This window comes from Acinetobacter sp. GQ146, assembly GCF_059758585.1.
The window spans coordinates 293,457-310,789 of the sequence record NZ_JCAXDV010000001.1; the positions used below are offsets into that span (position 1 = coordinate 293,457).

The following is a 17,333-nucleotide window of genomic DNA, read 5'->3' on the forward strand; positions in this document are numbered from 1 at the left end:
GAAAGAATACATATTTTTGCGATTGTAGCACTTTTCTAGACGCTTGTTTTCGCAAAACAAAGTCAAAATTAAAAAAACCATAAATTTTCTGATCGATGCTGCTTTTGCTATACGTGATTTGATTTGCTCAAACCGTCTTTTTTAAGGCTTTAATTTACATATAAATCATTAAGCTGCTGCAAAGCCTGCTTAAAACGACAACAAACGCATCTATCAGACTAAAGTCTAATAAATGAGCGCTGTATTTTTATAAAAAACAAAAAAGCAAATAAAAACAAATATCTTGATTAAACTTATTGGTTTTAAGCAAGGGGCTGTTCGATTGGTCTGGATATCTTGAATTGGTCTGACCAATATATTTATTATGCTTTTTTATTGATCTCTTTTCGGTTTGAAATTACTATATTGGTGCGATCTGCTCTATTTTTTTACATTTTAGGTTTATTGGTCAGACCAATTTGGTTTTTTAATCAGCGACTGATCCGACCAAATTAAGGTTCTAGCAAGCATTTCAAGGAGATGACAATGCTTCAACATTGGCAACAAGTTTATGACCCAATGGGCAATATCTGGATTTCCAGCTTAATTGCATTAATTCCAATTATTTTTTTCTTTTTAGCACTTGCCGTCTTTCGTATGAAGGGCAGTGTAGCGGGAACAATTACCGTTGTATTAGCGCTGTTAGTTTCTCTTTTTGCCTATGACATGCCGACGTTAATGGCATTTGCTTCTTTGGTTTATGGTTTCTTTTACGGTTTATGGCCAATTGCATGGATTATTATCGGTGCAGTTTTCCTGTATAAAATTTCAGTGAAAACAGGTCAATTTGACATTATCCGCTCTTCCATTTTGTCAATTACTGAAGATCAACGTTTGCAAATGTTATTGGTCGGTTTTGCATTCGGTACCTTCCTTGAGGGTGCCGCAGGCTTTGGTGCACCAGTGGCCATTACTGCCGCTTTGCTGGTGGGGCTTGGTTTTAAACCTTTGTACGCTGCGGGATTGTGTTTGATTGTGAACACGGCACCTGTTGCCTTTGGTGCGATGGGTATTCCAATTATTGTGGCTGGTCAGGTGTCGGGTGTAGACACGCATGAAATCAGCCAGATGGTTGGTCGTCAGTTACCATTTATGGTTCCAATCGTATTGTTCTGGATTATGGCCATTATGGATGGCTGGCGCGGTGTGAAAGAAACATGGCCAGCAGTACTTGTGGGCGGTGGTTCATTTGCGATTGCACAATTCTTGACATCTAACTATGTGGGTCCAGAGTTACCCGACATTACTGCTGCGATTGCCTCTTTAGTCAGCTTGACTATTTTATTGAAATACTGGAAACCAAAACATATTTTCCGTTTCAAAGCTGAAGATATGCATATCGATGCGAAAAGCTTGGATGCAGATCAACAGAAGAAGTATTCAATCGGTCAAATTGCGAAAGCATGGTCTCCATTCATGATCTTAACCGTGATGGTGACGATTTGGAGTATCAAACCATTTAAGGACTTGTTCGCCAAAGATGGTGCATTACATGACCTTGTGATTTCGATCAAAGTGCCATTTTTGCATCAGATGGTGCAAAAGATGCCACCTGTTGTTCCTGAAATCAAAGACTATGATGCAATTTTTAAATTCGACTGGTTATCTGCAACGGGTACAGCAATTTTCATTGCTGCGATGATCACCATCGTTTATTTAAAAATGAAGCCACGTGATGCCGTGACAACTTTTGGTGAAACGCTGAACGAGTTAAAAACGCCAATTTATTCGATTGGTATGGTGTTGGCATTTGCCTTTATTGCGAACTACTCAGGTATGTCTGCAACCTTGGCATTGGCTTTGGCGCATACTGGTCATGCATTTACCTTCTTCTCGCCATTCTTGGGCTGGATTGGGGTGTTCTTGACCGGTTCAGATACCTCGGCAAATGCTTTGTTCAGTGCCTTGCAAGCGACGACTGCACAGCAGATTGGTGTGCCAGAAGTGCTGTTGGTTGCGGCAAACACCAGTGGTGGTGTGACAGGTAAAATGATTTCACCTCAATCTATCGCGATTGCCTGTGCGGCAGTAGGCTTGGTGGGTAAAGAATCTGATTTGTTCCGTTTTACAGTGAAACACAGTATCACTTTTACGGTAATGATCGGTATTATTATTACCTTACAAGCATATGTGTTCCCATGGATGATTCCATAACACCCGTAGATTGAAGGACCGCGGTATGAAAGTCTCTGACAGAGTTTTACAAAGTTTACGTCATTTGATTGAAATTCAACAAATGAAAGTCGGAGACCGTTTACCTGCGGAAAGAAAGTTGTGTGAACAACTCGGTGTATCTCGCTCCTCTTTGCGTGAGGCGATTCAGCAATTGACCAGTCAGGGCATGCTGGTCAGCAAAGTTGGAGCGGGAACTTATTTGCAGCAATTACCCAGCTCATGGTCGCAAAATTTGATTGTGCAACCACTGAGTGAGCTGATTGATGCAGATCCTGCGTATCGTTTTGATGTGCAGGAAGCGCGAATGATTCTAGAGGGAGGCACGGCATGGCATGCCGCTTTACGCGCCACTCCCGAAGACATTCAATACATCCGTTATTGTTATGACCAAATTACCCACTTTCAGTCTTTGGGTGATGATGAGCAGGCGGCACGTGCCGATGCCAATTTCCATCTGGCGATTGCCGAAGCTTCTCATAATTTGGTGCTGATTCAGGTTATGCGTGGACTGTTTGATTTATTGCAATTTAATGTGGTGCTAGGACGACGCAAAGTCTATTCCGAAGCCCACCGTTTTGACCAATTGCATGAACAGCATTCACAAGTAATTGATGCGATTGAACGCAAAGACCCTGAAGCAGCGCGAAAGGCTGTGTGTGGACATATAGAATTTGTAGTTCAGCAAGTACGTTCGATTGATGAGGAAGAAGCTCGTCGACAACGTTCGAGCCGTTTAAACAGGATATAACTATGATTATTTCTTCTGCAAATGATTATCGCGAAGCTGCGCGACGTCGTTTACCGCCATTTCTTTTCCACTACATTGATGGTGGGGCATATGCAGAATATACCCTGAAGCGAAATGTAGAAGACCTTTCTAAAATTGCGTTAAGACAACGTGTTCTGAACGATATGTCAGAGTTGAGTTTGGAAACCAAACTGTTTGATGAAACCTTGTCGATGCCAGTGGCCTTATCTCCTGTGGGTTTAACAGGGATGTATGCACGTCGTGGTGAGGTTCAGGCCGCTGTAGCAGCGGATAAAAAAGGCATTCCTTTTACACTGTCGACCGTATCTGTTTGTCCAATTGAAGAAGTGACGCCTGCCATTAGCCGCCCAATGTGGTTTCAGTTATATGTGTTGCGTGACCGTGGGTTTATGCGTAATGCTTTAGAGCGTGCCAAAGCAGCGGGCTGTTCAACCTTGGTGTTCACGGTCGATATGCCTGTGCCTGGTGCACGTTACCGTGATGCACATTCAGGCATGAGTGGTCCAAATGCGGCAATGCGCCGTTATTTACAGTCTTGCATGCATCCCCATTGGGCATGGAATGTGGGCTTGATGGGACGTCCGCACGATTTGGGTAATATTTCTAAATACTTGGGCAAGCCTACAGGTCTAGAAGACTATATTGGCTGGTTAGGTGCGAACTTTGACCCATCGATTTCCTGGAAAGATTTAGAGTGGATCCGTGATTTCTGGGATGGACCTATGGTGATCAAAGGGATTTTAGATCCTGAAGATGCCAAAGATGCGGTTCGTTTTGGTGCAGATGGGATCGTGGTGTCGAACCACGGTGGTCGTCAGTTGGATGGTGTTTTATCTTCGGCACGTGCCTTGCCACCAATTGCGGATGCAGTCAAAGGCGACCTGAAAATCTTGGTGGATTCAGGTATTCGTAATGGTCTGGATGTAGTACGTATGCTGGCGATGGGTGCGGATACTTGTATGCTTGGTCGTGCCTTTGTTTATGCCTTAGGTGCTGCGGGCGGTGCTGGCGTTTCCAATCTCTTGGAATTAATTGATAAAGAAATGCGTGTGGCCATGACCTTAACTGGTGCGAAAACTATTGCCGATATTTCATCGGATTGTTTGGTGCGTTTAGATCGTGAATTAGCTCAGTAAGCAGACAGAAGCTAAGGAGACTCCTTCGCAATGCATGGAGTTTCCTGAATTCGACTGAAAGCATGCCGCAGTTCAGTCACAGATCATCCGATTGGGAGTAGCGCTTTAATATCAGGCTTACCTGATTCGGACGTACAAGCATAAAGACAAAGATAATCATGCTATCGCCAAGAATGCCTTGTGGCCTGAGATGGAAATAAGGCTTCGTTTACAGGACTAGAACGATGCAACCTCATGTAGATACACAACAGACGATTAAAAAATTGATCGAGATTGTTGGTAAGCAACACGTACTCACCCATGAAAGTGAAACGCGATTGTACCGACAAGGACGCCGCTATGGATCAGGTCAAGTGCTTGCTGTGGTTGTTCCTGGAACTTTGCTTGAGCAATGGCAAGTCCTACAGGCGGCTGTCGAGGCAGACTGTATTGTGATTATGCAAGCGGCTAATACGGGTTTAACGGGTGGATCTACACCTTTCGGTGATGACTATGATCGACCTGTAATACTGATGAGCACACGACGCTTGGCGGGTATTCAAATTATCCGAGATGGTCAACAAGTGATTTGCTTGCCGGGTGCAACTTTGGATCGTTTGGAAAAAGAGTTGGCCCCGTTTAATCGCGAACCCCATTCGGTCATTGGTTCTTCATGTATTGGGGCATCGGTATTAGGTGGTGTGTGTAACAATTCTGGCGGAGCATTGGTTCGCCGTGGTCCTGCTTATACGGAGTTAGCGCTTTATGCACGTGTCAATGATGCTGGGCAACTGGAACTGATTAATCATTTGGGCGTGGATTTAGGCTCGACACCTGAAGAAATCTTAACCCGCTTGCAAAATCAACACTATCAAAATGCAGATGTGCGACATAATCCAAGTTGCTGTGCATCTGACCAGCGCTATGCCCATGATGTGAAACAGGTAGATGAGGCAACGCCTGCACGCTTTAATGCGGATCCATCACGCTTGTTTGAAGCTTCTGGTTCGGCAGGCAAAATTTGTGTGTTTGCGGTACGTCTGGATACCTTTGAGAAAATACCCAGTCAGGTATTTTATGTCGGCACCAATGCACAGGATGACCTGACTGAAATCCGTCGTTTCCTATTAACCGATTTACCACGCTTACCGATTGCGGGCGAATATATTCACCGCGTGGCGTATGACATTGGTGCTGAATACGGTAAAGACACCTTTGTCTTTATTGAAAAATTTGGCACAGCTAAAGTACCTGCGGCTTTTGCCATGAAAGACAAAGTGGATGGCTATTTAGAAAAAGTGGGTATGAAAGGTCTGTCGGATAAAGTCCTGCAATTGGTCACCAAATTCATGCCGAATCATTTGCCAGAACGCATGAATCAATTCCGAGACTTATACGAGCATCACCTAATTCTTCGGATTGAAAATCAAGATGTAGAGCAAGTACAGCAATTCTTGAGTGGCTATTTCGCTCAGCGTACGACAGGCAATTTTTTCCATTGTACGGATGAAGAAGGGCGTAAAGCCTTTTTACACCGCTTTGCTGTAGCGGGCGCTGCAATTCGCTACCGTGACACGCATCGTAGTGAAGTGGAAGATATTGTCGCGTTAGATATTGCTTTACGTCGGAATGACCGTCAATGGGTCGAAACATTGCCCAAAGAAATGGATGAGCTGATTGTACATAAGCTGTATTACGGTCATTTCTTATGTCATGTTTTCCATCAGGACTATATTGTCAAAAAAGGCGTCGATCCTTTGGCCATGGAACATCAGATGTGGCATTTACTCGATCATCGGGGTGCTGAATATCCAGCGGAACATAATGTCGGACATTTATATGTGGCGAAACCCGCCTTAAAACAGCATTATCAAAAATTAGATCCCACCAATAGCTTTAATGTCGGGATTGGGCAAACGTCGAAGTTAAAATACTGGAAGTAAATACAACAGCTGCTTCATTAGTTGTGATAAAAGTGTAGTCAACTCGCAATAGTGTTTGGCTACACTTTTTTATTGGCTGATTATTTGCAGAATCAGTCTGTTATAGCCATAAACAAAATAAAAAATCACGTTAAAGTATTATGCAACAAGTTGCAAAGCTAATTAATTATAAGGATTCGCCATGACAACACCGTATGCCAATATTTTAAAGCCCCTGCATTTGGGTTTTACCACCATCAAAAATCGGGTGGTGATGGGTTCTATGCATACAGGTTTAGAAGACCGTTTTTATAACTATCCTAAACTGGCTGCTTATTTTGGCGAACGGGCAAAAGGGGGTGTCGGGCTCATCATCACAGGGGGTATTTCACCCAATCGACAGGGCTGGTTACTCCCTGCGGGTGGCACCATGAATACGGTGGGCGATATTGCGCCACATCGCTTAGTGACGCATGCTGTGCATAAGCATGGCGCTAAAATTCTGATGCAAATTTTGCATTCGGGGCGTTATGGTTATCAGCCTTTTGTCGTGTCTTCTAGTGCGATTAAATCGCCGATTTCTCCGTTTAAGCCGCGTCAAATGAGTGAAAAGCAAATTTTGGCGACCATTCAAGATTATGCAGAATGTGCACATTTAGCCAAACTTGCGGGCTATGATGGCGTGGAAATTATGGGTTCAGAAGGGTACTTGCTGAATCAGTTTTTAAGCCGGCATGTGAATCAACGTACCGATCGTTGGGGCGGAGTGATTGAAAATCGCATGCGTTTTGCGGTTGAAATTGTCAAAGCGATTCGTCAGAAGGTTGGTGAGCATTTTATTATCTGTTTCCGTTTATCCATGCTGGATTTGGTGCATGATGGCAATACCATGCAAGAAGTCATCACGGTGGCTCAGGCCTTGGAACAAGCTGGTATTACGCTGTTAAATACAGGGATTGGCTGGCATGAAGCTCGAATTCCGACCATTGTTACTTCAGTGCCACGTGCTGCATTTGTAGATTATACCGCAGAGGTGAAAAAGCATGTGAGCCTGCCAGTGATTGCCTCGAATCGTATTAATATGCCAGACACGGCCGAAGAAATTTTGGCACAAGGCAAAGCCGATATGGTACAGATGGCACGACCCTTATTGGCAGATCCGTACTGGGTCAATAAAACAGCCACCAATCGCGTGGATGAAATTAATACCTGCATCGCCTGTAATCAGGCATGTTTAGATCACACCTTTAAAAATCAGCGCGCTACCTGTCTAGTTAACCCGCGTGCTGCGTATGAAACAGAATTGGTTTATCTCAAAGCTCAAAAAACAAAACGTGTTGCAGTCGTTGGTGGTGGTGTTGCAGGCATGTCTGCTGCAACTGTAGCTGCGGAACGTGGGCATCGGGTGACGCTATTTGAAGCGAGCCATGAAGTGGGCGGGCAATTTAATTTAGCTAAGGTCATTCCGGGTAAAGAAGAATTTCACGAAACCATTCGCTATTTTAAAGTGCAACTGGAAAAAACAGGGGTTGAACTGCGCTTAAATACCAAAGTCAACCGTGAGCAATTAGAGCGCGAAGGCTTTGATGAGGTGATTATTGCCACGGGTGTCGTACCACGGGCATTAAAAATTCAAGGCAGTGATGCACCGAATGTACTTTCTTATGCACAAGTATTGCGGGGAGCAACAGTGGGGCATCGGGTTGCGGTGATCGGTGCTGGTGGTATTGGTTTCGATGTTTCCGAATTTTTACTCAAGCCTCAGCATCAACCTCAGCCACAACCCTTAGCCGACTGGAAGCGTGAGTGGGGTGTTGATACGGATGCCCACTATATGACCGAAGGTGGTTTGCAACATGCCGAAGTAGAATCTCCTGTCCGTGAAATTTACTTATTGCAACGTAAAACTACGCCGTTAGGTATTGGTCTGGGCAAGACTTCGGGTTGGGTACATCGTGCGCAACTTAAAAAACATGCGGTACGGATGCTCCGTGGTGTGCAGTACAAAGCGGTGAGTAACGAAGGTTTATGGGTAGAAATGAATGGGCAGGATCAGCTGCTGCGCGTCGATACAATTGTGGTGTGTGCAGGGCAAGAATCTGTCAAAGATTTAATGCCAAATGAAGGACAAGCCTCGTTGGCAAATTACCATATTATTGGTGGTGCAAAACTTGCGGCAGAGCTTGATGCCAAGCGTGCGATTCGTGATGGTGCTGAAATTGCAGCCAAACTTTAATAAATTGATGAAACAATATGCACTTGAATGCTGTGATGCTATTTTTTACTTGTCTAAATTGAAAAAGCTTAGTATTCTTGCGCACATGGAAGCGTGGCAGAGCGGTTTAATGCACCGGTCTTGAAAACCGACGAGGGTGTGAGTCCTCCGTGAGTTCGAATCTCACCGCTTCCGCCAAATTCGAAAAGCCCCTGTATTTACAGGGGCTTTTTTTGTGTCTGATGTTTTAGGATATCTGGCCAATGAATGGTTCGGCTTATTCAAAATTACTGCTGAATGAATTTTATGAGTTATGAAAATAATAAAGAGAGCGAATTTAGACACACGCCTTGAAGTTATAAACCATCTTCCATCATAAAAACTTAAGCCACAATTGGCACTCATTCGCCATCATTAAATGGCTCTCGTATCTCTACAGAAAAAAGTTAAATTAGCAGCATAGGGCAGAGTTCCATGCTTCTAAAGGTCTGAAGGGGAGGACCCATCTCTTCAGACCTTGTTTTATTTTCAAGATGAATTAAATCAAAAAGGCTTTACAGCAACTGTGTCGCTGAGTGACGAAAAAAAGTGATGCAGTGTGTTTATTATAGAAATTATAAGAAAACAGTTTAATTGCTTATTAAAAAATAGAGTTGATGATCTCGATATTTTATTTGTTTTGTGCAAATGGTACTCAGTGTTTATGTGAAATTGGTTCTATGTTTTTGCAAAAAAAGAAAGAGAATGAAATAGCAAAATAAAAATCATGGAATTGATGGAAATAAAATGATGAAAAATAAGCTTATATATAGTTTATTCGCAGCAATTACAGTTACTCAAGTACACGCTGAAACAGTAAATGAAGCTAAAATTCTAGATAGTTTCTCTAGTAGTGGTAGCGTAGCATTTTTAACAGACTATTATTCACGAGGTTATTCACAAAATCAGGGCAATCCAGCGGTACAGGGTTTTCTGAGAGTTGATCATACTTCGGGATTATATGCCCAGTTATTTGCCTCCAATATTGATTTAGATATTGGCAGCAGCTTAGAGTTCGATTATTACTTGGGTTATGACTATTTGGTGAATGACCACTTTAGATTGAATATTCAGTATCTGGATGTGAACTATCCCGGGGCCGATAAATCCATCCCAAGTCCAGATTATGAGGAATATTCTGTCAGTGCGGTTGGTATGGGCTTACTCAAAGAAAATGATGAGCTGAATTTCTCGTTCTATTACTCACCTGAATATTCCTTCCAGACGGGCAAGGAGTTGCGCTACGAGGTGACTTATCTGTACCCAATTGCAGAGAGCTGGAATGCCTACGGACAAGTGGGTTATAACCAATTTTCAAGCAATCAAGCCTATGATGTGTTGTGGGCAACCGATAAGAAAGATGCTTATACCGATTATAAAATTGGTGGAAACTATAGCTACAACGATTTTATTTTTGACCTGTATTATGTCGATTCAAATATGAATAAAGACCTTGATAATGCTGATGATGCGCTGATTTTTAGTATCACCAAGGCATTTTAATCGCCACATCATGTTTTAAATGTTGAGTTTAGATTTTAAAAAGGACTACGCTGGAATACTCGGTGTAGTCCTTTTTCTGTTGAAAAATTTATTATTTTAATCCATGGTTTTATTTAATGATGCTTGAGGCATATTGGTTATTAAAGAATAAAATCTGGGTAAAATATCAGCATTTTATGGTTCGGCTTATACCATTTTTTAATAATAAAAATATGTTTTAAAAATAATCAATCTGTGTTTTTAAAGTTTTTAAGATAGATTTTAATTTCCTATTTAATTTATATTTTTCAGGTATTTGAAATTTTTTGAACGTCAGGTCTATCTATTTTACTTGGGTTTGTAGGAGGATTTCTTTAGCATGGGCGAAGTGAGCAAGTGGTATTCAATTTAAGGGTATTAGTTTTTCTAATGTCGTGCTTAAAAATATATCGCTTGTTGCTATTCGGTTTTTTTTCTAGAGTGAATTTACGAAATTAGGTGTCACCGATGACACGTAAAAGTATTTATAAAATGGATGTTCTAGTAAATGAAAGCGAATGCGGAACGGTTGTGGCAAATGCTGATGGAAATGGCAAAAATTGGCGCAACAGATAAAGGTGGCAACACACGTTTGGCGTTATCTGATGAAGATGTTGCTGGGCGTTCCTTGTTGATTGAATGGGCAAAAAAAATCAATCTTTCAATTCATTATGATGAAATTGGAAACCTGATTTTAAGACGTGCAGGTCTTTCTGCAACAGCATTACCGATTGTGATGGGCAGTCATTTAGATACCCAGCCTAAAGGTGGTCGTTTTGATGGCATTTATGGTGTATTGGCAGGCTTAGAAGTTTTGCAACGTCTGACTGAAGAAGAGATCAATACTTACCATCCTTTGGAAGTGGTGGTGTGGACCAATGAAGAAGGTGCGCGTTTTACACCAGCCATGATGGGTTCTGCGGCATTCACTGGCTTGTTGGATAAGCAAAAAGTGTATGACAGTACCGACAAGCAAGGTATTTCAGTATATTCCGAGCTGGTACGTACGGGGCAATTGGGCGAAACACCGTTAGCACGTCCGTTTAAGGCCTATTACGAAGCACATATTGAGCAAGGTCCAGTGTTAGAACAAAACCATGTCGCGATTGGTGTGGTGACAGGTGGGCAAGCAATTCTCTGGTTAGATGTAGAAACCAAAGGGAAAGCAGCGCATGCAGGCACAACCCCAATGTCGATGCGTAAAGATACCATGGTCGGTTCAGCCGCGATGATTGTGGAACTGGAACAAAATATTCGAAAACGCTTCCCTGAGGGATTGGTGACTTTTGGTGAAATGCAGGTCGCGAATTCTTCGCGTAATACCATTCCAGGTCAAATTCAATGGACCATTGATTTGCGTAATCCGAATGATGCGGCATTGAAAGACATGGAAGCAGAAACGCGTAAAATTCTGCAGACCCTTGCCGAGCATCATGATTTGGATATTAGCATTAGCGAACACTGGTTTAGCCCAGCCACCTATTTTGATAAAGCGTGTGTCGAAACCGTACAAAAGGCGGTGGATCGCCTAGGTTATAGCAACCAGAAAATTGTCAGTGGTGCAGGACATGATGCGATTAATATTGCCAAGCACTGTCCAACCACCATGATTTTTATTCCATGTATTGATGGTTTAAGCCATAACGAAGCCGAAGATGTCTATGCGCTAGATGCGGCTCAAGGTGCGGATGTGCTGTTAAATGCAATCCTCAATTATGATGCCATGCAGGCAGAAGCTTTAGAAACTCAGTGCGCTCAAGCCGTCTGAGCAAAATGATGAACGAATAAACCGTAAAAAGCAGTCTTCTGGATGAGTCGACTGCGAGTGTAAGGAAGGACAAAGCATGAACTCGAAATTACCTGTAGAAATGGATATTCAAGATGTTTGGCAAAAAGACAAAGACCATGTAATTCACCCTTGGACAGATTTCACCACATTTAAAGAAGAAGGTTCTTTAATTATGGCGAAAGGTGAAAATGTTTTTGTTTATGATGCACATGGCAATAAATACCTCGATGGTATCGGTGGCTTGTGGTGTGTCAATGTCGGTTATGGTCGTCAAGAAATTGCTGATGCGGTCTCTGCACAGATTATGGAGCTTCCATACTTCTCGCCATTTGGTCATCAAACTACGGCACCTGCGGCCAAATTAGCAGCAAAATTGGCAGAACATGCTCCAGAAGGCTTAAACCATGTGTTCTTTGGATGTGGTGGTTCGGTCGCCAATGACACAGCCGTGCGTTTAATTCACCATTACTTCCATCAAATTGGTCAGCCTTCTAAGAAAAAACTGATTGCACGTAAAGATGCCTATCATGGCAGTACCTATATCAGTATGAGTCTGACGGGGATTGAAGCCGATCATATTGGTTTTGAAATTCACAACCAATTGGTGCATCACGTTTCATGTCCGAACCCGTACCGTAAGCCTGAATCGCAGTCGATGGAAGATTTCTGTAATGAAAAAGTACAGGAATTGGAAGATACGATTTTGGAATTGGGTCCAGACAATGTGGCGGCATTCTTTGCTGAGCCTATTATGGGGGCAGGTGGTGTGATTGTTCCGCCTGAAGGCTACCATGCGAAAACTTTGGCCGTGTGTAAAAAATACAACGTGTTATATGTATCGGACGAAGTTGTGACCGCATTTGGTCGTTTAGGTCATATGTTTGCGTCTGAAGCGGTATTTGATATTGTTCCAGACATTATTACCTGTGCCAAAGGTTTATCTTCAGGTTATCTACCTTTAGGTGCCACCATTATCTCGGACGAAATTTATGACGCGATCAGTAAACCGCATCATAAGGGTGGCTTATTAACCCATGGCTTCACCTATTCAGGTCATCCAGTGAGCTGTGTTGCAGCCCTGAAAAATATTGAAATCATTGAGCGCGAAAAGATTTGTGAACACGTGCAAGATGTTGGTGTGTATTTTGAAGAGCAGCTGAAAACCCTAGCTGACTTGGAAATTGTGGGTCAGGTACGTGGCAAGAAATTCATGATGTGCATTGAAAACTTACGCAACAAAGCAACTAAAGAGTTATTTGATGGTTCGGTGGGTGTTGGTAAACGTATTGCCAATCACTGCCAAAAACTAGGCTTAATTGTCCGTCCAGTGGGTCACATGAATGTGCTTTCACCACCATTAATTTTAACGCGCGATCAGGTGGATTTTGTAGTCAAAACCCTGCGTCACGCGATTCAAAATACCATTCAGGAACTTAAAGCAGAAGGTCATTTATAAGTTTTAATCCGCAATTTATTCGATCAGCCTGATTCCAAACAATCAGGTTGCTCGGAAGCTGTCGGTCAGTGAATCAGGCTAGCGCAGCAACAGGTAAAAACAGTTAAAAAGCCAAATGGAATAATAGTCCTGTTGGGTTGTGCTGAATTTGAGACCAAAGCGGTTTTCAGCAATGCCAGCATGCTAAGGCGAGTAAGAAGATGAAAAATTATATCAATGGACAATGGGCGGCAACGACAGGCTCGACCGAGATTGCGGTGATCAATCCACGGAGTGAACAAACACTCGCGCAATTCATTGCAGCGTCTACCCATGATGTAGATGCTGCAGTTACAGCAGCCAATCAAGCTTTGGCAGGCTGGAGCAATACCAGTGCAGCAGAACGTGCCGCATGGCTGAATAAAATTGCAGATGCAATTGAACAGTCGAAAGATACGCTGGTGGAACTGTCGCATCACAACAATGGCAAATCACTTGGTCAAGCCAAAGTCGATGTCGAGAACAGCATTAAATGCTATCGCTACTATGCCGACTTGGTTCAGAAATTTGCGTTCACGAAAACCAGTCAAACCGACCATGGGACTGAACTCACTCATCAGCAAAATCCCGTGGGTGTGGTGGCCTTAATTACCCCGTGGAATTTCCCATTAATTACCAGTGCATGGAAAATTGCCCCTGCGTTGGCAGCAGGCTGTACCTTGGTATTTAAGCCTTCAGAATTGGTGCCATTGCCTGAACTTGAATTGATTAAACTACTGAATCAGATTGATTTCCCGCAAGGTGTATTTAATTTGGTGTTGGGGGATGCGGTGGCTGCGGAGCATCTGGTTCGTCATCCTGAGGTACAGAAAGTTTCCTTCACAGGCAGTACGGAAATTGGCATTCAAGTCATGCAGGCTGCGGCAACGAGTGTCAAGCGGGTGACTTTGGAATTGGGTGGAAAGTCGGCATTTTTAGTATTAGAGGATGCCGACCTTGATGATGCCGTGGAAAAAGCCATTGGTGGCATGTTCTATAACGCGGGTCAAATGTGTTCTGCCATGTCTCGCGTATTGGTGCATGAATCCATTGCGGAAGCCTTTTATCAAAAACTAAAACAGGCGACAGAGTCGATTGTGTTGGGTCAAGAAGCTGAAGGGCAGTTCAGCATGGGTCCCATGACCACACAAAAGCAATTCAAAAAAGTACATGAATATTTAGCCATTGCCGCGCAAGAGCAGCTCACCGTTTTGATTGATGCGGAAAATATTCCATGTCCTGCGCAGGGTTTTTATATTCGCCCACAAATTTATATTGATGTTCCGACAGACAGTCGTTTGTGGAAAGAAGAAATTTTTGGTCCAGTTATGTGCTGCCGTAGCTTTAGTACTGAAGATGAAGCTATTGCGGTTGCCAATGATTCAGAGTTTGGTTTGGCAGCAACTATTATGACGGGATCGGTCGATCACGGTAAAACCATCGCGAAACGACTACGTGCGGGGCATATCTGGATTAACTCTTTCCAAATGATTCACCCAAGTTCTTTATGGGGTGGTTTTAAAAAGAGTGGCACTGGGCGCGAGCTGGGTGAATCGGGTATGCAAAGTTATTTAGAGGAAAACGTGATTACGATTTAAATGTAGTTTTAAAGGGTTATTGAAAAGGAAAGGGATGTCCTTTTTCAGTAAGTGTGCTGTTAGGTGGAACAACCATTGCACTAAAAAAATGTGCGCAGAATGCTACAGGAGCAAAAAGCATGGAAAGCGATAATCATCAAAGGAGTCTCTCCCTATGGCAAGTGGTTGTCATAGGTGTTGCCTATATGGCGCCAGCCACAGTATTCGATACATTTGGCATTATTTCCAGAGTGACCAATGGTCAGGTGCCATTAGCCTATTTGCTGGCCTTGGTGGCCATGTTACTTACCGCATTGAGTTATGCACGTTTTAGCCGTTTATCGCCTAAGGAAGGCTCGGCGTATACCTACACCACTGAAACCTGCGGAAAAACCATGGGCTTTTTTGTTGGCTGGTGTTCGTTACTCGATTATATGTTGCTGCCGCTGATTAATGCCTTACTTGCGGGCTTTTATTTAAACTCCATTTTCCCCGATGTATCGTATACCACTTGGGTCCTCATCATGGTGGGGCTGGTGACGTTAATTAATAGTTTCCGCATTAATATTCTGGCCAATTTTAGCTTTGTCTTTGTTGCAGCAACCTTGGTCATGATGTTGGTGTTTATCTATTTGGTCGTGACGGGCATTGGACAAGCGCAAGGGTATAACGCGGTGATGACGGTGAAACCGATGTTCAGTGGGGATCCTGAATTGGCAACGCTGGTTGCGGGTGTTTCTTTGGTGTGTTTTTCCTATTTAGGTTTTGATGCTGTTTCGACCCTTGCACATGAAACCAAAAATCCAACCAAAACCATTCCAAAAGCAATTATTTGGACGACTTTGGTGGGGGGAGCCATTTTCATTACGGTGTCTTGGTTCGTCACCCTGCAATTTCCGACCTTGGCACAATTTAAAAATCCGGATGAAGCCTTGCCGGAAATTGCACTGATTGTGGGTGGTGCGGCATTTCAGACCCAACTACTGACTGTACAAATTATGAATGCCTTTGCCTCTGGTTTAGCAACACATGCCAGTGCTTCGCGCTTAATTCATATTATGGGTCGTGATGGTATCTTCAATAAGAAAGTCTTCGGTTCAGTCAGCAGACTCGGGACACCACTGTATTCAATTTTCTTTGTTGGTTTAATTTCCTTACTGGCGATTTATGTAGATCTGGCAACAGTGGTGAGCTTCGTCAGCTTTGGTGCCTTGATTGCTTTTACCATGGTGAATTTCTCCGTATTTATGAAATTCTTTGTGATTGGCAAACAACGCTCGGGCTTGAAGCATCTATTTATGAACTTATTTTTGCCCCTGGCGTCGGTACTTTCATTGCTGGGACTTTGGATTAATTTAGAAAAATCAGCGCTTGAATTTGGCGGTATCTGGTTATGCATCGGCATTGTCTTGGTGGTGTACAAGAAAATCAAAAAACAGCCGATTTCTTTAGGATCTCCGACTGAAGAGGTCTCAAACGGTTAAATGCGTGTGAGTGAGTTGGCTTCAAGCACTCACTCAAGAATTGGTAAACATTGAAATTAAAAGAGAGTAAATATGGAACTCGTGGTAGAAAAGCAACAAGTCGTGACAACGCCAAAACAACAAGGCTATAGCATGCCTGCCGAATGGTCAGCGCAAGAAGCCGTGTGGATGATCTGGCCGTTTCGTACCGATAACTGGCGTGACAATGCGCAACCCGCACAACAGGCCTTTGCTCAAGTGGCAGCAGCCATTGCACAAAAGACGCCTGTATTTATGGCTGTCCCAGTGACTGAAATGCAAAAAGCACGTCAAACCATGCCTGCAGAAGTGACGTTGTATGCGATGGAAAGTGATGATGCTTGGACACGTGATACAGGTCCATCCATTGTGAAAAATGCACAAGGTGAACGCCTTGGAATTGACTGGATTTTCAATGCATGGGGCGGTGAAAATGGGGGGCTATATTTCCCATGGGATCAAGACCAACTGATTGCCAAGCAAATTTCTGCCATGCATGAACTCGACATCTACTCGGCGCCTTTGGTATTGGAAGGCGGATCCATCCATGTTGATGGTGAAGGCACTTTACTCACGACAGCAGAGTGCTTACTGAATCCAAATCGTAATCCAGATTTGACGCAGGCTGAAATTGAAGAAATTCTGCAAGAAAGCTTAGGCGTAACCAAATTCATCTGGTTGCCTGAAGGCGTGTTTAATGATGAAACAGATGGCCACGTCGACAATATGTGTTGTTTCGTCCGTCCAGGCGAAGTGGCATTGCATTGGACCGATGATGAACAAGATCCACAATACCCACGTTCTGTTGCGGCACTTAAGGTATTGGAAAATACGGTAGATGCACAAGGTCGCCGTTTGAAGGTGTGGAAACTGCCTGCACCGGGTCCACTTTATGCGCGTGAGAACGAAACGCATGACGTGCAAAAAGGCAATGCCATTGAGCGTGTGGAAGGCAATCGTTTAGCGGGTTCTTATGTGAATTACCTGATTAGTAATCAACAGATTATTTTCCCATTGTTCGATGAAAGCACGGATGAGCAGGCACAAGCATTGTTCCAGCAAATGTATCCTGATTATTTGATCACTGGAGTTCCTGCGCGTGAAATTCTGTTGGGTGGTGGTAATATTCACTGTATTACCCAGCAAATTCCAGCTTAATCGTTGATGTAGGAAAACCGAACATTAAGCCATGCGAC

At 43.3% G+C, this 17,333-nt stretch carries 11 protein-coding genes and 1 tRNA gene; all 12 read left to right on the forward strand.

The genetic code is table 11. The annotated features are described in order from the left end of the window. The first annotated feature begins 519 nt into the window (after window positions 1–519). The 12 genes from lldP to aguA all read left to right on the forward strand — a co-directional run bounded on the left by lldP (window position 520) and on the right by aguA (window position 17,295). Window positions 520–2,193, forward strand: a complete 1,674-nt coding sequence (lldP, locus tag AC6CHI_RS01395; protein ID WP_458890836.1) for an L-lactate permease — start codon at window positions 520–522, stop codon at window positions 2,191–2,193. Window positions 2,194–2,218: 25 nt separating this feature from the next. After that, a complete protein-coding gene (gene lldR / locus AC6CHI_RS01400; RefSeq protein ID WP_458890835.1) occupies window positions 2,219–2,962 on the forward strand; it encodes a transcriptional regulator LldR in 744 nt (247 codons plus the stop codon). 2 nt (window positions 2,963–2,964) lie between these two features. Then, the gene (gene lldD / locus AC6CHI_RS01405; RefSeq protein WP_458890834.1) at window positions 2,965–4,119 is read left to right on the forward strand and encodes an FMN-dependent L-lactate dehydrogenase LldD; all 1,155 of its coding nucleotides are present in this window, start codon (window positions 2,965–2,967) and stop codon (window positions 4,117–4,119) included. 224 nt (window positions 4,120–4,343) lie between these two features. Next, window positions 4,344–6,041 carry a D-lactate dehydrogenase gene (gene dld / locus AC6CHI_RS01410; RefSeq protein ID WP_498119127.1) on the forward strand — a complete coding sequence of 566 codons (1,698 nt, stop codon included), beginning with the start codon at window positions 4,344–4,346 and terminating at the stop codon, window positions 6,039–6,041. Window positions 6,042–6,222: 181 nt separating this feature from the next. Then, window positions 6,223–8,256: an FAD-dependent oxidoreductase gene (locus AC6CHI_RS01415; protein WP_498119128.1), complete on the forward strand. Its 2,034-nt coding sequence runs from the start codon at window positions 6,223–6,225 to the stop codon at window positions 8,254–8,256. A gap of 87 nt (window positions 8,257–8,343) precedes the next feature. Beyond that, window positions 8,344–8,433 (forward strand) — tRNA-Ser (locus tag AC6CHI_RS01420). Between the two features lie 588 nt (window positions 8,434–9,021). Beyond that, entirely contained in the window at window positions 9,022–9,777 is a 756-nt protein-coding gene (locus tag AC6CHI_RS01425) for a TorF family putative porin (protein WP_498119129.1), read from the forward strand. A 526-nt stretch (window positions 9,778–10,303) separates the two neighbouring features. Then, a complete protein-coding gene (locus AC6CHI_RS01430; RefSeq protein WP_498119130.1) occupies window positions 10,304–11,563 on the forward strand; it encodes a Zn-dependent hydrolase in 1,260 nt (419 codons plus the stop codon). A gap of 76 nt (window positions 11,564–11,639) precedes the next feature. Then, the gene (locus tag AC6CHI_RS01435; RefSeq protein WP_498119131.1) at window positions 11,640–13,040 is read left to right on the forward strand and encodes an aminotransferase; all 1,401 of its coding nucleotides are present in this window, start codon (window positions 11,640–11,642) and stop codon (window positions 13,038–13,040) included. Window positions 13,041–13,240: 200 nt separating this feature from the next. Further along, window positions 13,241–14,656, forward strand: a complete 1,416-nt coding sequence (locus AC6CHI_RS01440; RefSeq protein WP_498119132.1) for an aldehyde dehydrogenase family protein — start codon at window positions 13,241–13,243, stop codon at window positions 14,654–14,656. A gap of 119 nt (window positions 14,657–14,775) precedes the next feature. Beyond that, window positions 14,776–16,119 (forward strand): APC family permease, encoded by a 1,344-nt coding sequence (locus AC6CHI_RS01445; protein WP_498119133.1) that lies wholly within the window; start codon window positions 14,776–14,778, stop codon window positions 16,117–16,119. Window positions 16,120–16,191: 72 nt separating this feature from the next. Then, entirely contained in the window at window positions 16,192–17,295 is a 1,104-nt protein-coding gene (gene aguA, locus AC6CHI_RS01450) for an agmatine deiminase (protein ID WP_498119134.1), read from the forward strand. The last annotated feature ends 38 nt before the right edge of the window (window positions 17,296–17,333 follow it).